Annotated in this window: 11 protein-coding genes and 1 pseudogene; 5 read left to right on the top strand and 7 right to left on the bottom strand. The window is 57.6% G+C overall.

Going from position 1 to position 26,041, the window contains the following annotated elements; genetic code table 11:
• Positions 1–8 precede the first annotated feature (8 nt).
• The 3 genes from B2R17_RS03365 (at position 9) to B2R17_RS03355 (ending at position 2,784) form a co-directional block, all read left to right on the top strand.
• The gene (locus B2R17_RS03365; RefSeq protein WP_007329453.1) at positions 9–599 is read left to right on the top strand and encodes a hypothetical protein; all 591 of its coding nucleotides are present in this window, start codon (positions 9–11) and stop codon (positions 597–599) included.
• 278 nt (positions 600–877) lie between these two features.
• Positions 878–1,999 carry a hypothetical protein gene (locus B2R17_RS03360; protein WP_286762845.1) on the top strand — a complete coding sequence of 374 codons (1,122 nt, stop codon included), beginning with the start codon at positions 878–880 and terminating at the stop codon, positions 1,997–1,999.
• A 35-nt stretch (positions 2,000–2,034) separates the two neighbouring features.
• Complete coding sequence (locus B2R17_RS03355; RefSeq protein ID WP_286762844.1) at positions 2,035–2,784, top strand: polyprenol monophosphomannose synthase; 750 nt, start codon at positions 2,035–2,037, stop codon at positions 2,782–2,784.
• A 105-nt stretch (positions 2,785–2,889) separates the two neighbouring features.
• Here B2R17_RS03355 and B2R17_RS03350 read toward each other — a convergent pair whose 3' ends face one another.
• The 5 genes from B2R17_RS03350 to B2R17_RS03330 form a co-directional block, all read right to left on the bottom strand.
• Positions 2,890–4,578, bottom strand: a complete 1,689-nt coding sequence (locus B2R17_RS03350) for an FAD-dependent oxidoreductase (RefSeq protein WP_286762843.1) — start codon at positions 4,576–4,578, stop codon at positions 2,890–2,892.
• Positions 4,575–5,576, bottom strand: a complete 1,002-nt coding sequence (locus tag B2R17_RS03345; RefSeq protein WP_286762842.1) for a calcium/sodium antiporter — start codon at positions 5,574–5,576, stop codon at positions 4,575–4,577. The genes B2R17_RS03350 and B2R17_RS03345 overlap by 4 nt, the downstream gene beginning before the upstream one ends.
• Positions 5,577–5,717: 141 nt before the next feature.
• Positions 5,718–6,098 (bottom strand): hypothetical protein, encoded by a 381-nt coding sequence (locus B2R17_RS03340; protein WP_286762841.1) that lies wholly within the window; start codon positions 6,096–6,098, stop codon positions 5,718–5,720.
• 293 nt (positions 6,099–6,391) lie between these two features.
• A complete protein-coding gene (locus B2R17_RS03335) occupies positions 6,392–6,667 on the bottom strand; it encodes a membrane or secreted protein (protein ID WP_231846166.1) in 276 nt (91 codons plus the stop codon).
• Positions 6,668–6,934: 267 nt separating this feature from the next.
• Entirely contained in the window at positions 6,935–7,984 is a 1,050-nt protein-coding gene (locus tag B2R17_RS03330; protein ID WP_286762840.1) for a hypothetical protein, read from the bottom strand.
• Positions 7,985–8,056: 72 nt separating this feature from the next.
• Here B2R17_RS03330 and B2R17_RS03325 point away from each other — a divergent pair, with 72 nt between their 5' ends.
• Together B2R17_RS03325 and B2R17_RS03320 are read left to right on the top strand one after the other, a co-directional pair.
• Positions 8,057–9,040 (top strand): Fe-S oxidoreductase, encoded by a 984-nt coding sequence (locus B2R17_RS03325; protein WP_286762839.1) that lies wholly within the window; start codon positions 8,057–8,059, stop codon positions 9,038–9,040.
• Positions 9,033–10,550 (top strand): NAD(P)/FAD-dependent oxidoreductase, encoded by a 1,518-nt coding sequence (locus tag B2R17_RS03320; protein WP_286762838.1) that lies wholly within the window; start codon positions 9,033–9,035, stop codon positions 10,548–10,550. The genes B2R17_RS03325 and B2R17_RS03320 overlap by 8 nt, the downstream gene beginning before the upstream one ends.
• 34 nt (positions 10,551–10,584) lie before the next feature.
• On the opposite strand, the gene B2R17_RS03315 is transcribed toward B2R17_RS03320, so the two are convergent.
• Together B2R17_RS03315 and B2R17_RS03310 are read right to left on the bottom strand one after the other, a co-directional pair.
• On the bottom strand, positions 10,585–13,212 hold the full coding sequence (locus B2R17_RS03315; protein ID WP_286762837.1) for a diguanylate cyclase: 2,628 nt from the start codon (positions 13,210–13,212) through the stop codon (positions 10,585–10,587).
• Positions 13,213–13,465: 253 nt separating this feature from the next.
• Positions 13,466–24,700 (bottom strand): annotated as a pseudogene (locus B2R17_RS03310) (cadherin domain-containing protein); the annotation flags it as partial.
• Positions 24,701–26,041: the final 1,341 nt, after the last annotated feature.

The following is a 26,041-nucleotide window of genomic DNA, read 5'->3' as shown; positions in this document are numbered from 1 at the left end:
TTGCTCGGATGACCAGCAAGATGACCTCAACACTCACTCGTTTCGGGACGTTGTGCCTGCTCACCACTGTGGTGATCTCTAGCACAGGTTGCTACGGCCTGGGCGGCAGCAACTACAACTTGGGAATCCTCGGATTTCCAATTCCTGTAAGCCCGTACTACCAGCACAAACAAGAAGAGAAGTTCCACAACAAGGAACGCTATGACCGGGTGCCGATTCTCGGCCCCACCACGTCAGGCGGACCTCCAATCGCGTTGGATCCACCCAGCGATGACGAAGTGATGCAAGCACTCGAACAGGCTCGTCCTGTCCAAGGCGGCATCCCGTTGATCTGGGAAAAGCAACGCAACGATGTGCGAATCATCAAAGAGAAGATCGCGGATTACATCGATCCACCGCGTTTCTACCCTTTGATCGGTCCAGCCCAGCTGCACCACGCACACTACAAGTGCACGATCTACTTCGACGAGTCGACCATCATCGGCTACCCCGTTCCGCACACGCTGCGTGACCGCGAAGCGATTGAGGTCGTCTACATTGACCACAACCACTTCCACATGGTTGGTGACGTCGAGCCTTACACGACACCGAACCTGTAGGTCCTAGCCTGCTGGGATCGACGTTCCGGATGCAACACTCCGGTTGGCAATCGCACTGAACAAAAGCAACGGTCCGATGAGCATTTGAGCTCACCGGGCCGTTCGTTCGTTCAAGCCCGACATCTTTCCCACACCGCACGGTTTCCCCACGCGATGCGTCTGACTCGTGATGGCGTTGAGAAATCAGAAAAGGACGTCGGGATTCTTCCCGGAAGCATGGTCGGCGGGTTAGCGTATGCGGACTGAAATCACGTCCCGCTCCTCGCGAATCCCTGCACATGAATTCTGACGAAAACCCTTCTTTGACCAGCGACTCGCCACGATTCGACGCCGATGATTTGGGCACGCCCGATTCAGTGGAGTCGAACCCCACCGCCAATTCGGATGTATACGAAGACGTGCCGGATGACGAGCCCGTCGGCGAAGCTTCCGCCGCAACCGAGGCCGCTCCTGAGACGTTGACGGCCGAAATGCTGAACGAAGACGTTTCGGATTTGGCTGACGACGTCGAAGAGCTTTCGGATGAAGTCAACCAATTCGCGGTTTCAGCCGTCGCGGCGACGGACGCTCCGGAAGAGTCCGTCGACACGGAGCTGTCGCCCGAGTTGTTGGCGTTGCAGCAACCCTTCGTCGGACAATGGAACGGTTTGGTCAGCACGACCAACTGGGAAAAAGGCCGCATCATCAGTCAGTGGCGAGCCGCGTTGATCGAAGCCGGTGCTCCGTCGACCGAATATTCCGATGAGGCTTGGGCCTCTCGCGTCGGAGGTGTCACGGCACCCCACGTGGGGCGTTTGCGTCGCGTCTTTGACCGATTCGCGGAAGACCAGCCGAAGTACGAAGGTTTGTATTGGTCGCACTTCTTGGCCGCGTTGGATTGGGATGACGCAGCACTTTGGTTGCAAGGAGCCGTGGAAGAGAAGTGGTCGGTTTCGAACATGCGAGACAAGCGTTGGAAAGCCAACGGCGAAGTCGAATCGCAGCGTCCGTCGGCCAGCCAAGTCATGGAGGTTGATTTGGATGAGGACCAGCCTGAAATGAGCGATGCCAACTTGGGCACCGCTCCCGCGCAGGGCGACGACACAACGAAGGATTACGACGGCGATACCGATGGCGTCCAAGGTCCTACCTACGAGGGACCGGACTTTGGCGATGAAGAGGAACTGAACAAGCTCGGTGAGTCGGGCCGCGAAGAAGGGGAAGCGGGATTGGCGACGGAAACGCCGCCGTCACCTTTGCAACCGTTCGCTGGTTTGCCAGAATTGCCAGATGACCTCAGCGACGTCGTGGAACAACTGAAATTGTCGATCTTGCGACACAAGTCCGCTGGGTTCAACGACGTGTCGCCCGACGTGATTCGCCGCTACCTCGAAGCGGTTGCACTCCTGATTGAATCGTAGCCATCGAAACGACTTCCCAAGCCGCCAATGAAACCGTGCCCCATTCCGTTGCCCCTGACTTCGCGTCGGGGCAACGGATTTTAGTTGGGATCTGCACCTACAACGAAGCCGCCAACGTCAAAACGATGTTGACCAAGATTCGTGAGGCTTTGCCAAACGCGGTGTGTTTGGTCGTCGATGACGATTCGCCCGATGGAACCGCGGAGATCGCACGACGGTACGCGGAGGAATCCGGGGCCAGTGATTCGGTGCTGGTGAAAGTCCGCAAGGACGAACGCGGATTGGGTGGCGCCATTCGTGCCGCGATGCAAACTGCGATCGACGGGAAGTACGATTTGTTCTGCAACATGGACGCGGATCTCAGTCATGACCCAGCGGACTTGCCGCGGCTGGTTTCGACGTGTCTGGATGAGAACGCCGACGTGGTCGTCGGGTCTCGCTACATCGAAGGCGGCGCCATCGTCGGTTGGCCTTGGCGTCGCAAGGTGATGAGCGGTTTGATCAACGGGTTCACGCGAAAGATGTTGAGGTTGCCGGTGCGTGACGCGAGCGGTTCCTACCGTTGCTATCGCGTGCGTTGTTTGGCTGGGTTGGATCCGCCTCGCAATCCGAGTGACGGTTACGCGTTTATCCAAGAAGTCTTGCTGCGGCTTCATCGCGATGGAGCCAAGTGCGTCGAGGTTCCGATCACGTTTACCGAACGAGTTCACGGGACCAGCAAGTTGAATTTTCGCGAAGCAATGCGGAGCAGTTTGACAGTGTTCCGATTGTTGGCGGTTCGGTAGGCCATGTTTTACATGGCGACTGCGAATAGGGGCTTCGTTTGCGGTTTGGGCTGGTTTGAAGTGGTGCGTGAATTGGAACGCGGCGATCGCCAGGTGGAACCTGGCCTACGTGGATTTTCGTCCCACTTTGCTTTGTGCAACCTCTTGGGCGGCTCGGCGGCCGTGGTCGAAGGCTTCTTCGAAGAGGGCGACGCCGCTGAGATCTGATGCAGCGAAGTGCAGGTTGCCGATGGGTTCGCTGGCCTTTGCTCGGAGTGGATTGGAGCGACTGCCGATGGTGGGCTGGATCATGGCATGTCCCCACACCATGACGTCCAACGTCTCAATTTGATTTCGAATGTCAGGGTGCATGACTTCGAGATCGCTGCAAACGACTTCGGCGGCTTCTTCCCACGTCAGGTTCAATAGCTCGGTGCGGGTGATCGCGGCGTTGTCGGTGGTCAGGGCTTGGTACCAGGTCAGCACCGTTCCGCCGTGGTCGCGTCCGGTTTGATGTCCCGCGTTGACATAACCCAAGGAGGCGGACTGATAGCGAACGTTGTCCCAGCACATTGCGGGTTCGTTTTCCTTCGGTCGATCTCTCAGCACGATATTCGCAACCAACCAACTTCCGTACTGAAACGACTGAGCCATCTCGATGCGGTTTTGTTTGATTTCGCCAAGTGAATCAGGCAGCAAACGGCACGCGATGAATTGCGGGACCGCGAGGATCACCGAGTCGGCGGTGACGTCGGACCGCTTTTGCGTTTGAGTGTTCAATGCGTTTAACGAAAGCGTGCCAGAATCAAGTTCGCTCATTGAAAGGACCGCTTGGTCCATTTCGATTCGGTCGCCGATTTTCCGCACCAATTGATTGACCAGAAAGCAGTTGCCTTCGGGCCAGGTCAGCACGGGAGCGGACTCGGTCGAGTTGGACGGATCGAGCATCCGCGAAGCAAAGTAGAAGATACCCGCCCATGCACTGGTTTGGTCGGCGCGTAGTCCATAGTCATCTCGGCAGGAGTGGTCGACCAACCAAAGCAATCGCGGCGAATCAAATTCGCGGGATTGCATCCACTGTGTCATCGAAAGCTGATCGAGTGCGAGACACTCGGGATCATCACTCGCTTGCGAGGTTGGAAGCACGAACCATCGTTTGCCGCTCGCATCGGTTTGCTTTGCGAATTCCGACATCTCTTTTTGAAAGCGTTCGATTTGCGAGACGTCTTGGTCGGTCGCATCACGCATCGGGAGCAAACCGTATTGCCATTGGCCGTTTGCCCACACTCGTTCTTCCGGATCGCGACAAAGCATCTGCTCGGCGGCTTCACCGTCATCATTTAGAACGCCGCAATCACGCAAGAAGGCTCGCAGTGGTTTGTTGTGAGTGCCGGGAAGCGGCAAGTAGTGGGCTCCCCACGGCGCACGCAATGATCCGAATGAGTCGGAAGTGTACTGAGTGCTTTTCGAGGTTCCGCCGGGAGACGATTCAAGTTCGAGGATGAGGAAGTCATCGACGCCCGATTTCAGAAGTTCGTAGCCGGCGGCCAGCCCGGCGACACCGCCGCCGACGATGATGCAACTGGCGTGGCGGCTGATGTCGTCTGTTTGCGAAGCGAATCGTTCGGCGATGGGAACTCGCAATCGATGGCCGACGTCGCGATTCGGCGAGAGCATCGAGCCAGAAAAAGGCAGGGCACCCGACCATTTGGATGTCAGGGAATCGCAGCCGACGCAGGCGAGGGCACCGGCACCGAGCACCGAAGACAGCAAATCTCGCCGGGTGTAGCGAAGTCTTCGGGGCTGAGAATTCATCCGAATGCTCCGTTGGTTTTCAATAAGTAACCGACATAGCTGCAGTAGATCACAATCATCAACACGCCTTCCCAGCGAACAATCGTTCGACCGGTCCGGTACAGAACCCAACTGAGAATCGCGGCGATCACCATCAGTGGCATGTCCAGTTGTAGGATCTCGTCGGCAACGTTCAGCCCGCTCGGTGCGATGACGGAGGTGATGCCGAGGACCGCGACGATGTTCAGCGTCGTGCTGCCCACCGCGTTGCCAATCGCGATTCCTCGTTCGCCTTTGATGGTTGCGGCGACGGAGGTGACCAGTTCAGGAAGCGAGGTTCCCGCGGAAACGATTGTGAGGCCGATGACCAATTCCGATACGCCAAGAATGCGTGCCATCGAAACGGCACCGTCGACGAACAAGTCGCATCCGAAGACCAAGGCGGCAACACCGGCGGTCAGCATGATCAGTTGCCAAACGATGACGGCAACACGGCGCCCCAAGGTTTCGGCGGCTTCCTCGACAATTTCTGGCGTCAGCAGATCGTCGCTGATCGGTTGCTCGCCCGACTTTTTCCCAAGTCGGTACGAAATCGCGAAGTAGCCAATCATGATCAGGATCAAGACGATTCCGTCGAAGCGTCCGATGATTCCGTTCAAAGATGCGACCAGCATCGCGATGGTCGCGGCAATCATGACCGGAACGTCAAAGCGTGTGATCTGGCGATCGACCGGCAGCGGTGCGAACAGAGCGCTGAATCCAACGATCATCAACATGTTGAACAGATTGCTGCCGACGACGTTTCCGATCGTGATGTCCGCTTGACCGCGGAGGGCGGTTGCGAACGAAACTGCCATTTCGGGGGCGCTGGTTCCGAGCGATACGACGGTCAGTCCCACGAACAGGGGACTGAGTTTCGCCGCGATCGCCAAACGGGACGCGCCGCGAACAACCCACTCGCCTCCGACCAAAAGAAGGAGGACGCCGCCGAGAATCTGGAGTGCAATGATGCCATTCATAGGCCCGAAAATAGACAAGCGTGCCGTCTCGCAACAGGAGACGACACGCTTGAAAGTTGTTTCGGTGATCCAGAACGAGAATCACACGTCAGAATGGATTGGCTCGTGCGTCAGGCAATGACACCTCAGGCCAAACGCGAATCAATGGTGACCGCGATGACCACGACCATGTCGACCGTAGTGCAGGTCGTAGTGACCTGGTTGGTAATGGTAGTGGTTACCGTGAGGAACCAAGGTTGGCGCGTGGTAATCGTAGTGTGGTCGAGCGTAACCGCGGTAGCCGGACGAATAGCGGCTTGGGTACACAACCGGTCCGAAGGCTCGGTGCCCGTTGTTGTAGTAGCTGCCATAGCGGCTTCCGTAGCGACTGCTGTAGCGGCTCGGCCCATAGTTGCCATAGCTGAAACCGCCGGTTCCGATGCTGAGCGAAAAGCCTTGCGCGTTTGCTTCAGGGGCGTCGCCCATGAAGGTTGCGGCGACGGCGAGAACCGGGACGGCGATCCATTTGGTCAATCGAGACATTGTTTTTTTCTCCGTAGAAAACTTGTTCCGCCGCGTGATGCCGCCTTGGCATCGGTTCACAAAGTCGCGTGAAACTCATTTCGAAGGAGAATGAAAGCAAGCCTGGGGCCAAACGGTGCCAATTCGTCACGAAATGCGATCGAAAGCGTAAAACGCAGGGATTTTGGAGGAGATACCCTGTTTTCGATCGCTAGATGACTCGCGAGGGTGCTTCGGAGTGTGTTCGATGTGATGTCACTTCCGGTTGCATGTTGAGACGCCGAACACCCGAATGGGGGTGAGGCGAGCTGGTTTTATCGGCCCAACCAGGGCATCGCGTCGGCGCTCAGGCGATTGCGAACTGGCCCGGGCAGCGGTTGCTGATAGCTGGGCGGACGACTGCCTTGATCGTTCGGTCCGATATCAGTCAGCGGATAGGGATCGTGCACGATCGCGCGGGCTTGTTGTTGGTTCATTGTTCCCGGTGCAGGCAACACACCGCGACCGCGGCAACCAGCGGACAAGCCAGCGAGGAGAACCAGCGAAGACACGCCGGCGAGCGAACATACGCGCAGGGAGGAGTTGCGCATGAGATCGGTCCTGAAAAGTAGGAGAGACACGGATTGGGAGGGCGGCGTTGCCGGGGAGGGTTGGGAAGAGCAAGCTGCCGGCGGGTCACGTCATCAAATGAAATGACCCTACAGGAATTCATCGAACGATCGCGATGCCGCCTGGAAGGCTTCCCGTCCCGCGAAGCGAAAAGGACGGGCGGCAGGTTGGGTTGATCCGGTCGATTCCGGTTGAAACGTTTATTCGAATGGCGTGTCGATATGACGCTGGTTCGGCCTTGCGATCTTTTAAAACGAGAAGTAACGCAACCAGTTTCTGAATCCTTGACCGGGAACGTATGCGACCGGTTGGCCCCAGAGTCCTGGTCCGACTTGGACGGCGTTGGTGCCTTGGCCGAAATCAATCAACGCACCAGCGGGACCGGCGGGTAGCGTCGTTGATGCAACCGGTGGAACCGTTGCAACGCCAGGGTAAGTGCTGGCGGGAATCGCGGCGGGAGCGGCGATCTGCGCCGGTGGCGCGATGTAGTTGACCGGCGACACTCCGGCCGGCGCCGCACAACCTTGCCCGTATCCGTAACCGGAATAGGGACTCATCGCGGAGTACTCGCTTGGTGCTGTGATGAGTGCGCAGTTGCTCATCGTTGCAAAGCCACCGTTGCTCAGTTGTGGAGGCGGAACAGGGGCGTAATCCGATGGTGGAGGACCGATGGTGTTGGGTGCAAACGTTGGGTTGCCACCCAAGACGTCGTTTGGAACGGGACTGGGCTGCGGCAACGATCGGCCTTGCGAAAAGTTGTCGTTTCGCAGCGTATTGCCGGGAGCAGCGTTTCTCGGGGCAACATTTCCCGGAACGACATTTTGAGGGGCTACCGCATTCCCACCGGGTTGCGACACACCTGGATTCGGTGACACCGCCGAAGGTGGAGGGTTGTTCAAAGGCGGGGCAGCAAACGAGGGCTGCGTCGGCACCGGTGCGGAATCCGCAGGTGGCGTGAATGTTTGTGGTCCGCCCACATCGCCGGGCAATGAGAATCCGTTTGACTGCATTGCAACCTGTCGCACGTTGGGATCATAACCGCGGGACTGGTTGTTTGCTCCAGTAGTGGACCGGTAGGAGGTCGGCGTGATGTTGGTGCTTTGGTTTGCTCGTTGGCGACGGGCGGTTTCGGTTTGGTCGACCGCGCTGGGTGAACCGATGGGGCGGAACGGCAGTGATTGCTGGGCCCACAACGTTTCGGGCGAAGCAAGTGTTGCTCCACCGGCCAACACAACGATGGCTGCGATGAGCTTGCGGGCGCGTTTGGGTTGCGAATCGTTGGTCAGATTGCGGTTCATGGTATCCCGTTCGTAAAAGCGTGATCTTGTTGGGGGTATCAATCTGTGGCGGACTGCATCAAGATCAATTCCATGACACGCAGGGAATCGAACTCGTTTACCAAACCCTCACCACAAGAAGTGCTGGCATCGCGCGGTGACGCGGTGGTTGTGGATTTGGAACGTCGCAACCGGGATGCCAATCGACCCAATTCCGTCTTCGTGGAACTGGAAGCTGCCAATCGCCATCGAGGTCAGCAGCCAGAGATGACTCAGGTGTTGACGTTGTTGCTTGCGTCGTCGGAATGTTCGCTGCGATGCACGATGTGCGATTTGTGGCGAAACACGCTAAACGAACCAACGCCGCCAGGGGCTCTGCCCGAACAAATTCGATTTGGTTTGCGGCACTGGCGAGAGCAAACCGGTCGCGAATCGGGCGGAACGATCAAGCTTTACAACAGCGGGAATTTCTTCGACCCGCGAACGACACCGTCGGTGGATGACGATGAGATTCTCCGTTTGTGTGAACCGTTTGATCGCGTGGTGGTCGAGAACCATCCGCTGATCGGGACACGACGTTTGTTTGAGTTCGGGAAACGTTCGCGCGGGAAACTGGAAATAGCAGTCGGTTTGGAATGCATCGCACCACGGATGTTGGATCGATTGAACAAACGACTTCGTCCGGGGCAATTTTTTCAATTCGCAAAACACCTGAAAGAAGCGTCGATTGATCTGCGTGTGTTCTTGATTCATGGTCTGCCGTGGTTGGCTCCGGCGGAATCGTACGCATGGACGATCGCATCGGCACGGTTTGCCGCCGCGGCGGGGGCTCGTCATATCAGTTTGCTGCCGTGTCGAACGGGCAACGGTTTCATGGATCGTTTGGCTCGCGAAGGCATGTTTTGTCCGCCAACGCGAAAACAGATGCGGGTGGTCATGGACGCTCTCGAAAACGATCCGCGATTTGATCACGGACCGGTGCTGACTTTGGACACTTGGGGATTGGAACCGGAGCCAGTTGAATTGAGTGAGAGCGTTACCGCTGAACCGAAGAGCGATGCGACACAAGATGTCTGAATCATCGAACCACTATGACGTTGCTATTTTGGGCGGCGGGTTTTCCGGAGGGCTGCTTGCCTGGGTGTTGGCTGCTCGTGGCATGCGAGTGTTGTTGGTTGAGCGAGATCGATTTGGTCGCTTTGCCATCGGGGAATCAAGTACGCCAATGGCGGATTTGGTGATGCGGCAGCTTGCGGAGAAGTATGCCTTTCCGAAGCTGCACGCCTTGTCGACCTATCCGAGTTGGAAACAAACGTTTCCCAATTTACGATGCGGAAAGAAACGCGGGTTCAGCTACTACCATCACGGCGCAGTGCGAAGTGACGAGATCGCCAGCGATGGGTTTCACGATCACATGGACGGAAAGGCCGGTGCGAAGCGAAACAGTTTGCTGGTAACGGCGAGTCCCAATGACACTTGGGCGGACACGCATTGGTTGCGAAGCGATGTCGATGCGTTTTTTGTCGAGCAAGCAACTCTCGCGGGAGCGGATTGCCGGGAGTGCACCCAGGTTGTTTCGGCGGAGATCGGTGAGCCAGCTCGGCTGATACTTCGCGAATGCACGGAGAAAGAAGACGAGCGAACAAGTCAGGCTGTATCGGCTCGGTGGTTGATCAATGCGTCGGGGCGGTTTGGTGTGTTGCCGGAGGACTTGGCCGCGTCCATTGGGCTGCGTCGAGTCGATCAACGGTTGCAGACAAACACTCGAAGCGTGTTCGCTCACTTTCGCAACGTGCGATCATGGACGGACGAATTGCGACGAACGAACCAGTTGGGCGAGGATGAACCCTTTGATCCCGATGACGCGGCTCAACATCATCTGACCGCGGATGGTTGGATGTGGATGCTGCGTTTGGATCACGGCGTCACCAGTGTCGGATGGACTCAGCCGAACGGTCGCGATTCCGTGGATTGGCATCGGTACCCAAGTCTGAAGAGCATGATGCAGGATGCGACTTTCGACGAGGCGACTCCTGATTGGATCAGCGTTGACCGAGTTCAGCGAATGCAAACGCCGATCAGATTGCGGAACTACATCGCGATGCCGACCGCGGTGGCAACGATTGATCCATTGCACAGTACCGGGATCGCTCATGGATTGATCGGTGTCGCGAGATTGGCGGACACGCTGCTGAGTGAGCCGGCACGCCAAGCGGATCTGTTGGTGAGCTACGCTGTGACCGTCGAAAGCGAATTGCTTCGGATCGATTCGTTGGTGGCGATGTGTTACCGATGCTTGCGCAGCATGTCGCGGTTTGAGGCTGTTTCCATGTTGTACTTTGCAGCCGCAATCAACTCAGAAGAGTTCCTGGCATCGGGCGGTGACGTGCACTCGCCGTTGTGGTTCTTGGGCAACCCCGAATTCGGGCGTCTGATCGATGCGACCAGTCGGCAATTGGATCACGACGTTTCTGACATCGAGTTGTGGGATTGGTTGCGACCTCGATTGCAACCCTTCCAAACCGCGGGTTTGCTCGATCCGGCCGTTGATGGACGTTATCGTTACACCGGCGAGGCGAAGGTGTAAGCGTGCCGCGAGGGGATGCCACTTCCGCATTCACTTAAGACTGGAACAACTCTTCTTCTTCGGTTTGGTCGACTTCGATGAGGTGGGCGTTTTGCGTGGCTCGGCAAAGGTCCAATAATTTTTGGGTCTGACGTAGCAGAGTGATCCACTCGACGTTTTCACCGTTGGAGGCCGCCTCTTCGATTTGTCGGGCGGAGTCGACGATCGGAGTCAGGTAGCTGGCGTCCGCGATGTCGCACAGGTCTCGAGCAAGGTCCCGCAGTTCCGTGATATTTTGCGCGTCCATGGCTTCGGCGATGCGTTCGATTTGCTGTCCGATCTTCAGCGCGGTTGGCTTCGGCACGGCAAACGAGATCCCCGTCGCGGTCGGCACGCCCATGGCGCTTTCTTTGACGTCGGCTTCGATCTTGGTGAGGAAGTGGTTCACCAGTTCAGTGTCGAATTGTTTGCCCGCGCATCGTTTCAATTCCATCGCCGCGGTGGAGTGCGGTCGGCCTTGCCGATAGGCATGGTCCGAAACGATGGAATCGTAGGTGTCGGCGATCGTGAGGATGCGTGCTTCCATCGGAAGTTCATCCAGTTTTAGATGCCGTTCGGTGGTACCGCGTTCGGAGATCGCATGGTGGGCTCGAATGATGCGTTCGAGTTCGGGGCAATGGAAAGTGCCCGCGACCATGTCCAAGCCGATCGTGTTGTGACGCCGCATGACTTTCCATTCTTCGTCAGTCAGCGGACCGGGTTTATGCAGAACATCATCCGGCACGCCGATCTTTCCGATGTCGTGCAGCAGAGCGGCGATTTCCAAAACATAAATGTCACGCTGGCAAACCAATCCATCCGCGGCTTGAACGCAGAGGTTCGCAACGCGTCGGCTGTGTTCAGCAGTCGCGGGGTCTCGGTAGGCCAATGCGGAAACCAGTGCCGTGACGGCATGGAACGGGAGGCTGACCAAGTTTGGATCGGCGACTTCTTCTGGAGGAGCTTCTTCTTCGCCAAGCACATCGACGCGATCAGGATCGAATGCGACCGACTGGTTCCGTCCGCCGCGTTTGGCAACGTACAGGCAACTGTCGGCTTGGTTGATCAGCGATTGGACATCCGTGGCACCGAATTTCAGTTCGCTGACACCGAGTGAAGCAGTCAGCCGCAACGATTCGGGGTCTTCGAGGCGAATGTTCATCACCGCCAATCGAGTTCGCTCGGATTGTTCCATCGCTTCGTCCAGGTCGTGACCTGGCAACATCACGCAGAATTCTTCTCCCCCGTAACGGCAGACAACTTGATTCTCTTCGTGGAGGTCTCGCAGAACCTTGCTGACCTTGCGAAGCACTTCGTCACCGGCATGGTGACCGTAAGTATCGTTGACGCTCTTGAAGTGGTCGATGTCGACCATGAAGCATGACAGCGGACGCCCAGCGTTGCGATAGTCCGTCAGCATCTCTTCCATGCGCTCAAAGAATGCACGACGGTTCAAACAACCGGTCAAAGCATCTCGCGTCGCAAGGATTTCGAGCTCTTGGTTTTTCTTCTGAATCTCGTCTTTGCTCAATCGCAACATCGACAACATGTTTTCGAGTTCGAGACGATGTTTCTCGACGTGCGTGACGTCCTGGAAGGTGACCAGAGCACCTTTTTGTTTTTCATCTTCGCCGATCGGTCCCGCGTTGACGCTGAACACTCGGTGGATTCCATCACGCCCGGTCAGTCGAAGGATCTCGCCGACGACGGATTTGCGTTGACTGATGGCTTGCGTCCATGGCAGCTCAGCGTCCTTCGTCGACTTATCGCCGTTGCCGAATACCCAGGGCAGATCGGCGGCCAACCGTTCTTGCAGTTCTTCGGGTTCGTATCCGTTGGTGGCCAGGAAGTTGTCATTGGCAAGAACGATCTTGCCGTCTTTGTCCAAGACGAGCAGACCTTCAGCGAGTGTGTCGAGAGCCTGACGGACGCGATCGGGAACAACCTGCGTTCGTGAGAAGACGCCGAGGATTCGCATCATCAAGAATGAATACGACCCCATGCCGATCACGGTGAAGAAGATCAGCAGTCGAAGGATTCCTTCGTCGAGCAATCCGCCGAACGGCCCCGCGAGCTTGCTTCGGAATGTGAATTCGAGATTGCCCCATGTGCGTTCTTGGACGGTGATTGGGATATCCAACCGAATGATATCGCCATCGAGTTCGACGGTGGATTGTTTGGAGCCGGGTTCGGTGGGCTCGACCCAGGTGGGAACTGACTCAGCGGGAGCGGGATCGTCCGAGAGGAACAAGTCGCTGTCTCGCGACGTGGCGTCCTGAGAATTTGCGTTGGGTGTGCCGGCGGACTTGGCTTCGCCAGTTGATTTGGATTTGTTCCAGCAAATTCGGTGATGTTTTGTGTTGGCTTGCAGGATGCCAGATTCGGTCCGCAGCCCAGCGGAGAGCAGGGATTCGTTTTGGCGAACCAGGGCGTCCAGGGTGGTGTTCAGCTTGGCCCACCGGTGCTGGCGAATGTCGTCGATCGATGCGATCGCAACGGTTTCGCAGAATTTGCGCCGCGCAGCTTCTTCGGCCAGCCGTGAATCGGGGATAAACCCGAGCCACTGAGCTCCGAGGATGAGACCCAGTCCGACGCACACTAGTGCGAAGGCGAGTCGAAGCGATGCGAATACGGCCTGGAACAAGAAAAACGATCGTTGGGAGAGGGATGGTTGACGTCAAATTCCACTCTGATTCGTCACACGCATGCGGTGACACGCGACCCGTCGGCCGCGAGAAATCAGTCCAGGAATTCCCTTTGGGTAAGTCTTCGCCATGAAACGTGGCACACCTGCGTTGGGAGGTGTACATCTGAGTTGACGCTAAAAAGTTGTGTCGTTACTGACGGTTCAGCCGGCTGGTCCGGCTGTTCGTTTCGTAGCGAATTGTCCGGTGGTGCTAGTCGAGCATTTCTTCCACTTTGTCGTGGGCTGCGCCGTCGGCCCCGCGGTAGGCAGAAAGCAACGATGCTGGGTCGAGCATTCGCCAACTTGGGATGCCCGCGTACATCGTCGCGATGAACATTCCGCCTCGCAGTGCCCAAAGCACATAACCGATCGAGGCCAAGCCCAAGGTTGTGCCAACGGCACCGACGTGGATTTCTTCGTTGTCGTATGTTTGGTTGATTTGGACCGTGCCGTTGTCGGAAAGGTGCCAACTGAGCAACGTGCTGAGTTCTGAGTCGCCATCCAATCCGTCGAGCAGTCCACTTTCACCATTGAGAATGTCATAGATGAACATGGAGTCGCCGAAGCCAAAGCGTTGAGCGACGCGTCCGGATTGGCTGGATGTGGCACGGACTCCTTGTCCACGAGCGTCGTTGCCATTGCCAGCACTCTCTTCACCCGACTCGGAGCTGCCGCCGTCGCCGGGATTGGCGTCTGAGTTGCCTCGGCCGGCTCGAGTGGATTCGTTTTCTGACGAACCAGTGGATCCACCGGGACCGACCGGGGTGGTAGCGCCGTCGCCGCCACTATCGCCACCTGAATCGCTGGAGCCATCTCCACTATCGGATCCGCCGTCACCGTCGGAACCACCATCGCCGCTTCCCGTTGATCCACCGGAATCGCCGCCGCTGTCGCCACCGGAACTTCCGCCGCTGCCACCGGATGACCCCGGGATCACGTCGATCGTGACCGTGGCTGTGTTGCTGGTCAGCGATCCGTCGTCAGCTTGATAGCTGAACGAATCGGAGCCGAAGTACCCGGCGTCGGGCGTGTAGGTGACGTCGCCGTTCAGATCTATCTGCAGCGTTCCGTTGGCGGGATGGGCGATGATGACGACTCGAAGCGGATCGGAGTCGACATCAATGTCGTTGGCCAGCAAGTGCGGTGATTCGAGTACGGTGCTTTGCCCGACGATGACCGTGTAGACACCGTCACCCAGAGCGACCGGTGCTTCATTGACATCGCGCACTTGAATCGTGAACGTTTGGTCGACGAATGAACCGTCGTCCGATGTGGACCGAACAATCACATCGTGTGACGTTTGGTCTTCGAAGTTCAGCGAAGCTCCCGACGCGACGGTGACCACACCGGAATTCAGATCGACGTCGAAACGTCCACCCGCATCGTTGAACATCGTGTACTGGATGTTGTTGTTGGTTGCATCAGCGTCCGTGGCAATGACGGTGATGCCGACAGAGGTTCCATCGGCGGCGTTTTCGTTGACTTCGTTGACGTTGCCGTCGACATCTCCGCCTGCGACGACAACAAATTCGTCGACGTCGTTGATGTAGATCGTGAAGGTTTGTGAAGCTGAGGATGTGTCACTGGATGTCGCGGTGACGGTGATGTCGTAGCGATCGGATGATTCTCGGTCGATGGATCCAGCCACGGTGACTTCGCCGGTGCCAGAGTCGATCTGAAACAATCCGCCCGGGTTGGAACTCAGGCTGTACGTGATGGTGTTGTTGGTTGCGTCCAAGTCGAACGCGTCTGCAGTGATACCAACGGTCGTTCCAACGGCTACGTTTTCGTCGACATCGTTTGTTCCGAGGTCGCTGTCGGTCGGAGTCGAAACATCGAACTCGTTCAAATCGTTGATTGCGATGTTGAACGTTTCAGTCGCGGTGGATCCATCGGAACTGGTGGCCTGAACGATGATTGTTCGGGTCGGTCCATGCGTTTCGCGATCGATCGCATTGGCGGATGTGGTGACCTCGCCGGTATTAGGATCAATTTGGAACAACCCGTCCGGATTGCTGGTCAAACTGTAGGTGACGGTGCTGTTGGTGGAATCCAAGTCAAACGCATCGGCTGTGATTCCAACGGAAATTCCCTGGCCAGAGTTTTCATCGATTTCGTTGGCTGCCGTATCGCTATCGGTTGGGGTGCTGACAGCATGCTCGTTGGCATCCGTGATCGTCACGACAAAGGTTTCGTCGTAGGTGGCACCGGCGTTGTCCGTCACTCGGACGGTGATGTTGTGGGTGGTGTCAGTTTCATTGTCCAGTTGGGATGTGTCCGCAACGGTGACTTCACCGGTGTTGGGATCGATCGCGAATCGTCCATTTGCGTCGTCTGTCAGAGTGAAGTTCGCTGTATCGCCCGAATCGACATCGCTGTGTGTGATCGTGCCGACGGACGTTCCGTTGTTAGCGGTCTCGATGACGGTCAGGCCAGTGGTTGCCAAATCATGAGGATTGTCATTGGTACCCTGAATGGTGATCGTGATTTCGGCGGTGCTGTTCGCTCCGTTTGAATCTTCGATCGTGTAGGTGAAGACATCCTGAAGTGTGTCGGCTGTCGTTCGAAGAGCTTGGACCGACGCGTTGTTGTCATCGACAACAAAGGTGTACGATCCGTTGCTCGCGATTTGGATGGTTCCGAAAGTACCAACCACATTGTTGGCGACGGAACCCGACGCGGATCCCTGCGAACCTGCAGCGACACCAACAACCGTCAGCGAGTCAGTCACATCCGCATCGGCGTCATTGTCCAAGACGTTGCCGGTGGCATCGCTGCCGACTGTAGCATTGGCGATTCCGCCAGACTCAGTCGAGGTGCCGCTATCGACCGAGGCAATCGGTCCGTCGTTCGTGCCGGTGATGGTGACCGTAACGGTTTCGGTGTCGGACAACGGTGCGCCGTCATCGTCGGTGGCACTGATGGTGTAGGTGAGGACCAGCGTTTCGCCGTCGGCCAGGAAGTCGAATGCTTCGGCGCCGCTGTTGAAGTCCCACGTTAGCGTGTCGGTCGTTTCGGTTCCGTCCAGGATCGCGGTTGGTGAGACAGACAGGTAGCCTTGTAGGGTCGCGTTGTTGAGCGATCCGGGAACGCTGGCGACGCCGCTGCCGGAAACGGCAACGCTGTCGACCGCAGCGGCGACGTTGTCGCTTCGGTCCAGGTCTTCGATCGTGACCGTTCCAGTGTCGGTCAGTCCGCTGTCGGTTTCCGTCAAGCTAGACGAGTCAGGGCCGCCGGTGATGACTGGGGCGTCGTCCGTTCCGTTGACGGTGATGACGACGGTTTGCGTGTCGGTGGCACCTTGGCTGTCGGTGACTTCGATCGTGTAGGTCAGCGTCAACGATTCACCGTTGGCGAGGTAATCGAAGGCTTCTGCGCCGCTGTTAAAATTCCACGTCAGTTGGTCAGAGGTTTCGGATGAGTCCAAAACTGCGCCGGTCGATGTCAGCATCGCTTGCAGCGCAGCATTGTCGCTTCCCAACCCCGTGGTGGTCCCACTGCTGACGACCCCGGTAACAGTCGAGGAGACCGTGTCGCTGAGGTTGGCGTCGGTGACCGTCAGGGTGCCCGTCGAAGTCAGTGTCGCATCGGTTTCGGCGAGTGTCTCGGCTGCACTGTCACCGGTTTCCACGGTGATCACAGGAGCGTTGTTGTTACCGGTGATGGTGATCACAACGTTTTGTGTGTCCGTCGCCGACTGGCTGTCCGTGACCGTGATGGTGTAGGTCAGTGTCAGTGATTCGCCCGTGGCGAGATAGTCAAACGTCTCGCTACCCGAGTTGAAATCCCATGTCAGTGTGTTAGTCGTTTCAGTTCCGTCGATCACGCTGGCGGTCGACGCAAGCATCGCCAAGAGTTCTGAGTTGTTGGATGCCAATCCCGTGGTGTCGCCAGAAGCCGCGACGTTGCTGATGGTCGAACTGACCGAGTCGGTTAGATCAAAATCGTCAACCGTTAGCGTCCCCGACGTTGTCAATGTCGCTCCGGTCTGACCAAGCGTTTCAGCGGCACTGTCACCGGTGTCGACATGCACGTCAGGCGAGTCGTTGGTTCCGGTGATGGTGACCGTGACAGTTTCGGTGTCGGACAACGATGCGCCGTTATCGTCGGTGGCACTGATGGTGTAGGTGAGGACCAGCGTTTCGCCGTCGGCCAGGAAGTCGAATGCTTCGGCGCCGCTGTTGAAGTCCCACGTTAGCGTGTCGGTCGTTTCGGTTCCGTCCAAAATCGCGGTTGGTGAAACGGACAGGTAGCCTTGTAGGGTCGCGTTGTCGAGCGAACCGGGGACACTGGATAATCCAGTTCCCGAAACGGCGACACTGTCGACGGCGGCGTTGACGTTGTCGGTATGATCCGAATCGCTGATGGTCAGCGTTCCGCTGTCGGTCAGTCCGCTATCGGTTTCCGTCAAACTGGATGAGTCGGGGCTGCCCGTGATGACAGGTGCATCATTGGTTCCGTTGACGGTGATGGTGACGTTCTGCGTGTCGGTGGCGCCTTGGCTGTCGGTGACTTCGATTGTGTAGGTCAGCGTCAGCGATTCGCCGTTGGCGAGATAGTCGAACGCTTCGCCGCCGCTGTTGAAATTCCACGTCAACGTGTTGCTGGTTTCACTCGCGTTCACAACCGAGCCGGTCGATGACAGCATCGCTTGCAATGCGGCATTGTCGCTGGCCAACCCCGTTGTCGTCCCGCTCGCGACCACGCCGGTGACGTTGGAGGTGACGACATCGGTCAGGTCGAGGTCGGCGACGCTGAGCGTTCCGGTGGTGGTAAGCGTTGTGTCGGTTTCGGTCAAGCTTTCCGCTGCAGAATCACTGGTGTCGACAAAGACGTCAGGCGAGTCATTGGTTCCCGTGATGGTGACCGTGACGGTTTCGGTGTCGGAGAGCGTTGACCCGGAATCGTCTGTGGCGCTGATGGTGTAGGTCAGGATAAGCGTTTCGCCGTCGGCCAAAAAGTCGAAGGCTTCGGTGCCGCTGTTGAAGCTCCACGTCAGCGTGTCGCTGGTCTCGGTTCCGTCGAGGATCGCGGTTGGTGAGACAGCCAGGAAGCTTTGCAGGGTCGCGTTGTTGAGCGATCCGGGAACGCTCGAAGCTCCGGTTCCCGAGACGACAACACTGTCGACGGCGGCGGTGACTTCGTCGGCGATGTCGGAATCGCTGACGGTGAACGTGCCGGAGTCGGTTAGGCCACTGTCGGTTTCGGTCAGCGACGATGTGGCGGGACCGCCGCTGATGATCGGGGCGTCTTCGATCGAGTTGACGGTGACGTTGAACGTCACGTCAGTGGATTCGCCGCGAGCATCGGTGGCTCGGACGGTGATCGTCGTCGTGCCGTGTTGCTCGGCGGCGTAGTCCAGCGTCAACGTGCCGGCGCCGTTGTCGATGTTTGCCGAATCCAGGAATGTGGGACTGCTGTAGCCGATCAGACTGTATGTCAACTCGTTATCGGAGTGTTCCAGATCGCTGAAGGCCGCGTCCAAGTCGATCACTGTGTCGGGGGCGTCTTCGTCAACTGTGACGTCCCCGATGCTGCCGGTCGGATTGCTGTTCAGGAAGATGTCGACGGCACCGGATGGTGAGTCGTATTCGTCGTAGACGGTGAAGCCGACCGAGTCGTTGACCAACGTGATGGAGTCAAACGTTCCCGCCAGCGTGGTGGACGTGAAGATGTCTTGGAGGTAGCCGCCGGCGGTCATGCCGGTGAGGTCGAGTTCCAACTGCGCGCCGAGGCCCAGCGTGAATGTTCCGCCGACCGCGATCGATTCGTAGACGCTGGTCGAAGATGCCGACAAGCGAATGATCGCGTCGTCTTCAATAGTCAGGTCGTTTGTAATGGTGCCATCGCCGGTCAACACCGAGTCGTTGACCACCACCTCGCTAGTCGCGTTGATCGTGTGACCGTTTAGGTCCAACGTTCCCGAGATCACATTCAGGCCTTGCAGGGTACCGTTGAGCACCAAGTCATCGGCCAAGATCGCGGTACCGGAGGTCTTGTCGATGTTCAGCTTGCCATCAGAAAGATCGTCGCCCGAGATTGTTTGGGTGCCAGTGCCGTTGAGCGTGATTTGTGAGTTGCCACCGACACTCGTATCAGACGACGTGATATTGCCCGCGACGCGAATTTCGCCGACGTTCAACGCGTTGACGCTGGTGATGGTCAGATCGCCACCGACGTTCAAGACGCCGGAGATGTTTTTGCTGTAGTTGGAATCAAAGATGACGTCGTCGAAGTTGATCGCCGACGCGGTGATGGTTCCCGAATTGTTACCGAACGTGATCGTGTTGGTCAGATCCGCTACACTGCCGGCGACATGGTTCAACGTGCCGTTGATGGTCAAATCGGTGCCGAACGTCAGCGTGCCGGACGCTTTGTTGATCGTCAGGTGTTCGGCTTTGGCACTGCTGTTGCTTGCCGTGACCGTTTGGTTGCCCGTTCCGTCGGCAATGATCATCGTCGTGCCGCTGTAGCTGTCATCGCTGTAGGTGATGTCGCCTGCAACCGCGATTTGGCCGCCGTTCAGCGTGCCGGCGTTGGTGAACGTGAAGTCGCCGTCGACGTCCAGTGTTCCGACGATCACGCGAGATCCCGCGACCGTGCTGTTCAGGATCACATTGTCGAACGTCGCCGAACCTGAATCGATCGTGGTGTTGTGACCTTGGAATTCGACCGTTTGCCCGTTTGTGTCCCATCCGCCGGATGTGTAGGTGAAATCGCCACCCAGTTCGATGTCGTCGAGCAGTTGCACTGTACCGGAGGCTTTGTTGATGACCAAGTTGCCCAGTTCGCCGGCACCGCCACTGGTGGAGATGGTTTGGACGCCGGTTCCGTCGATCGTCAGCACACTGGTGCCCGACCAAACGCTGTCGATCGTCGTGATATTGCTCGCCGCGGTCACACCGGCACCGTTGATCGTGACGGCGTTGGTGTAAGTCAAATCTCCATCGACATCGATGCCGCCAATGATGGTAACGGTGTTTGAATTGTTGAATTCGAAATCGTCAAACGTGAGTCCCGACGCGTCGACGGTTTGGCTGGTTGTTCCGGCGACGCTGACTTCGTGACCGCCAAAGTCGACGGTGCCTTGGCTGTGCGTGAAGTCGCCAGCAAACGATAGGTCGCTCAGGAAAGTCAACGTGCCGACGTGATCGATTTCGATGTTGTCGATCTGCGCCGACGTTTGCAGGCTGCGATCACCTGTGCCGTCGAAATACAGCGTCGAACCGTTGGTGCTTAAAGTCCCACCGGAGTGAATGAAGTCGTCTGCCAGATTCAGCGTACTGCCGTCGATGGTCAGCGTGCCGCCGGTGACGTTGACGACACCGTCCATGTCGACGGCTTGTCCGTTCGTGTCGACGGTTCCATCGGCAACGGACATGTCACCCGAGTTCGCAAGTGTTCGATCGAACGTGAGCGTTCCGGTGTATCCCGAGTTGACTTGGATGTCACTGATTGCACCGGCAAACGCGGCGTCCAGCGTCGAGTCCTTGGTGCTGGTCGCGTCAAACACCACGATGTCATCGGCTTCGGGAACCAAGTCGTGATTCCAGTTGTCCGCATCGGTCCAGTCGTTGGTCGCTCCGCCGCCGTCCCAGACGAAGACGGTTTGGCCAGGATTGACCGTGATCGCGACGGTGGTCGAATCGGTCAGTGATCCGTCGTCGACCAAGACAACCAGGGACGCGCTGCCGTTGTAGCCGGCTTGGGAGTCATAGTCCAAACCGTACAACGCCGCGTCGATGTCGGCGGTGCTGCCGCTGAACTGCAACGTTCCGTCGCTGCCATCGCCATCGATGATTGTCAGTCCGGTGGTTTGCGAGAGAGCGATCGCGGCGTGGTCGGCGGTGACGGTGACGGTCAGGTTGTCACCGTCGATGTCGGCGGTATCGAGAATGCCGGCACCCGAAATGTCGAACGACAGCGAACCGCCTTCGTCGACGGTCGCGTTGGCGGGGCTGGCAACGGTGGGGGCATCGTTGACATCCGTAACCGTGATGCGTGCGACGGCGACCTCGTCACTGAACGCGGTCGTGCCACCGGTCGTGGTTGTGTTCACTTTCGTACCAGCAGTGGATCCGTCGGTTCGGTCCCAGCCGATGATTGTCAGGTTGCTTTGTTCACCGTTTTGTTCGTCGGGAATGAATCGAACAAGGTCAATGTCACGCAATAAAAGAGCGCTGGTCGATGACACGGTTCCTACGTCGGTCCAGTTGCTTCCGCCGTTGGTTGAGAATTCCCAGTGGCCGTTGCTGGCGCTGATCGAACGGATTGCGATTCCTTCCAACGCACCGGAGTCGGCGTCGGTGATTCCGGTGCCAGCGTTGCTGGCCAGAATGGACGCAACCGTTTGACCGCCGTTGGACGTGTCGTCTTCGGTGATCGACGTCAGCGTGTACAGGGACGAGTCGTCCAGAACCGGAGCGTCGTTGACGTTGTTGACGGTGATGTCGGCGGTCTCGGTGGCTGACGAGAACGCGGTCGTGCCTCCGTTGATGCTGGCGTCCTGTAAAGAACCATTGCTGCCGACGGTGCGATCCCAAGCTCGGAACGAGATCGCGTCGCTGACCGTGCCGGCGAAGTCGGCGTTGCCCTCGAAATAGATCCGCGTGTTGCTGTTGGCGTTCAGAACTCGTGCCGAAGCATCGCTGACGCTGCCCAGCGTGTTCCAGTTCGTTCCGCCGTCGGTGGTGTACCACCAGGTTCCGTTGGTCGTGTCGGCGGCAGTGATGGCGATGCCGGTTTGTGACGAATTGTCGACGTCGGTCACGTTGCCGCCAAGATTGACCAGGTCGGTGATGACCGTGCCAACGGCGCCCGATGGTGCACCGGCATCTTCGATTTGCGTGGTCAGGCTGAGGTCGCCACTGTTATCCAGGACGGGAGCGTCGTTGACATCGGTGATTGTGATCAACGCGGTTTCGGTATTGTTGCTGAACGCCGAATCGCCGCCGGTATTGGTGATGTTGTGATAAGTTCCAGCGGTTCCGGCTGTTTGATCCCAGCCACGGAAACCGATGTTGGCGAGCGTTCCGTTTTCACCGTTGGGGTTGAAACGAACGAGGTCGGTCGATTCCAGCAACAGGGCTTGGCCATTGTTGACGGTGCCGACATCGGCCCAGATGGTGCCGCCATCGGTGGAGTATTCCCATGTCCCGTTTCCAGGGTTGGAAACAACGATTGCGATGCCTTCGGGATCTCCATCGACGTCCGTCAAGATGTCTTGCCCCGACGAAGCGAGAATGTCGGCAACGGTTTGTCCGGCATTGTTGATGTCGTCTTCGGTGATCGTGTCGAAGGTCGTCGAATAGTTGTAGTCGAGCACCGGGGCGTCGTTGACCGAAGTTACGTCAAGGTCGGCCGTTTCGGTGTCTGACGAGAACGCGGTCGTGCCTCCGTTAGTGCTGGCGTCTTGTAAGGAACCGTTGCTGCCGACGGTACGGTCCCATGCTCGGAAGGTGATGGCATCGGAAACCGTGCCGTCGAAATTGGCATCGGATTGGAAATAGATTCGCGTGTCGCTGGCGGCTTCCAACACGCGTGCTGAAGAATCGCTGACGGTTTCCAATGCGTTCCAATTGGTTCCGCCATCGGTGGTGTACCACCAAGTTCCGTTGGTTGTGGCTGCCGAGGTAATCGCGATACCGGTTTGTGGCGAACCATCCGCGTCGGTAACGTTTCCACCCAGACTGACCAAATCGGTGATGACGGTACCAACAGCGCCCGACGGAGCGCCAGCGTCCTCGGTTTGCGTGGTCAGGGTGAGGTTGCCACTGTTGTCCAAGACGGGGGCGTCATTGACGGCGGTGACTGTGACGTCGTGTGTGATCGCCACGGAGTTGCCGTCTCCATCGTTGACGATGTAGCTGACCGTCCGCGAGGAAGTATCAGGGGCGTCGCTGCTGTTGGCGTAGGTGACGCTCTGGAGAACGGTTTCGTATTCGAAGAGGCTTGCTGTACCGGACAACGTCAGGGTGCCGGTGCCGCTGTCATAGCTGGAGGTGATGCCGTACTGGTCAGTGGCAGCCAGGATGTCTTCGCCGGTGGCAAAGTTGCCGGTGACCTGAACGGTGGCGGATTCGATGTCGGTGTCATCAATGTCGCCCAGTTCGATCTTGGTCGTGATGACCGTGGCCGAATCATTTTCGGTGTACGCGGTGGCGGTTTCGGTGGGGATCGTTGTCGAGCGGACTTCGACGTTGTCCAGGTAACCGCGAACTCCGGAGTGATCGGCCGACGTGTCGGTGAACGTCAATGTGGTGGAGGTCGAGTCGGCGGTGAAGCGGAACGTGTAAGCTTCCTTGGCATCTGCCGCGACGCCGGACTGGATCGATTTTGTCAGTAAGCTTGATCCGCCCACTACGTCGACGTCGAGCGTTTGGTCAAGTGTTCCGCTGTAGTCGCCGTGTTCGAATGTCAGGTAATAGGTTTCACCAATGACGGTGGTGAAGGTTTGCGTGATCGAACCGTTGGCTCCGCCAACTTGACCAAAACGAATCTCCCCACTGTCCCAATCGACGTTGTCATTGAGCGTCCAGGAACTCGCGTCGGAGGCGAAATCGCTGTTGGTGATTTCGTTGTCTGCGAGGAAGTCGGCGACATCGTTTTGAGCGGTGACGTCGAAGGTGATCGTGTTGGCGACCGGATCGATGTCGCTGCCAGAGTTCGCTGTGCCGCCGTCGTCTTGGACGCGGAATGTGAAGCTGGCGTAGCCGCTGCCGTTTTCATCGGCGACTGGCTCGTAGGTCAGCAGGCCGCTGTTGATGTCGTTGTAGTGGACATCGTCGGTAGCGGTGACAGCAGATCCGTTGTACAGAAGACGGCCGCTTCCTGGCAGTGTGTCGATATGCACGAACTCGAACTGGTCGCCTTCGACATCGCTGTAACCAAAGTCAGCCAGCGTGAACGTGTGCGAGTTGTCTTCGTCGATCGTGATGGTGTTGTCGCTGCCGCTGGGCGCGTCGTTGATGTTGGTGATGTTGACTTGGACCGTGCCGAGCGTTTGGTCGGTGCCACCTCCATTGCCGGTGTTTCCGTTGTCATTGGCGACGACGGTGATCGTGTCGCTGGCCGTACCTTCGGTGTGCGTGACGCCATGTTGGTATTGCACACGACTGCTGCTGGTGAGGAACGTGTTCAAGTCCGCTCGCGTTCCTGATAGCGTCATCGTGTCGCTGTTGTTGCCGGTCACGGTCACGCCACCCGCGTCCGATGCGAACAGCAATCCGCCGGTTGCGGTGGTGAGCTCGATCGTCAGCGTTTCGCCGTTTTCACCATCCGCATCGCGAAGGTCGAATCCGGTGAAGATGAGGTCGGACAATGTGTCTTCGAGGATCGTGAAGTTGGCGGGCAGCGTGCCGTTGTTATACGGATCGTCGTTCAACCCAACGACGGTGATGGTTGACGCGGTGCCGATCGTTCCCGTGTCGCTTCCACCGTTTGCGACTCCGCCATCGTCGGTGATCGTTTCCAGCGTGATCGTCCGGGTACCATTGGCGATGTTTTCGCTGGTGTTGTCGTATCGCAGATTGTCGAGAACAGCGTTTGCGTCCATTTCCGAGAAACCGCCAGTCTTTGAAATGGTGACCGTTGCGGTTGTGCCGGTGATGGAAACGTCGACGTCGTAGCTGCGATTCGTCGTCGTCTCGCTGTTCAGATCGGTCAACTCAATCGTTTGGCTGTCAATGATCAGTGACTCACTGGATCCATTAGCCAGATCCGACACGGTGATGACCATCGAGTTGATAACGTCCGTTCCTTCGATCGTGTCTGTCGACGAACTGCTAAAGACGCTGACGTCAGAGCCGTTTTCGGTGAAGGTGGAATCGTCTGCGGTCAGTGTGGCGGTTGGCGCATCGTTGACTTGCGTCACGTCCATCGTGCGGCTGATCGTGTTGCTGGTCCCGCCATCGCCATCCGAAATGGTCATTTCGATGGTGCGTTGATTCGTCGACAGGGTGTCACTGAGGTTTCGATAAGCGACTTGGCGTGCAACAGCCTCGACGGCGGTCTCATCGCCGTCGTGATTGAATGTGATGACGAGTGCGGTCGTGCCATTGCCTCCGGTGAATGTTCCGACTTCGACAGCGCCGCTTCCTGAGTCGTAGTAGACGCGGTTGCTCGCGGTGGTGACGCCATTTCCGTCTTGAACGAAGAGGCGGTCGGAGGACTGGCCGTTGGTGACAATGTCGGTTGTCAGCATCCCGCCAAAGAAATCAACGCTGTCTCCGTCGGTGATCGTCAACGCGTTTTCGATGTACGTGCCGGTTCCGTTTTCGATGTAAGTGTCACCACCCGCAGCCGCGGAGATGACCGGAGCATTGTTGGAAACACCGACGTTGATACTGGTCGAACGTACGAGACTGGTTCCACCGTCACCGTCTGTCAATTGGAAATCAATATGACGAACCGTTTCCGTTGCGGAGATGGTGTCGATGTTTTCGTAGGTGATGTTTTGGACCAATGCCGTGACCGCGGTTGTGTCGGCGTTGGCATTGAGCGTGATGACCAATGCGACTCCGGAAGATCCACCGGTGAACGACCCGATGGTCGTGCCTTCATAAGTGATGTTGCTGCCGGAGACGCCGATTTGGCCGGCGCCGGTGCCTTGGTTCTGGACCGCTAGGATGTCTTCGGCGTCGTCGCCGCCGGAAACGATATCCACCGTCAGAGTTCCGGTATCAAAGTCAGCGCTGTCGTTGTCGGTGACGACCACAGCGGTGCCTTGGTCGATCAGGACCGGACCTTCACCTTCTGTGTAGTTGTAGGAATCGCCGTGCAAGTTGTT

The sequence above is a fragment of the Rhodopirellula sp. UBA1907 genome (assembly GCF_002337565.1).
GTDB classification, from domain to species: domain Bacteria; phylum Planctomycetota; class Planctomycetia; order Pirellulales; family Pirellulaceae; genus Rhodopirellula; species Rhodopirellula europaea.
The sequence above is the reverse complement of the archived record's forward strand: the minus strand, read 5'-3'. Positions and strand labels throughout refer to the sequence as shown.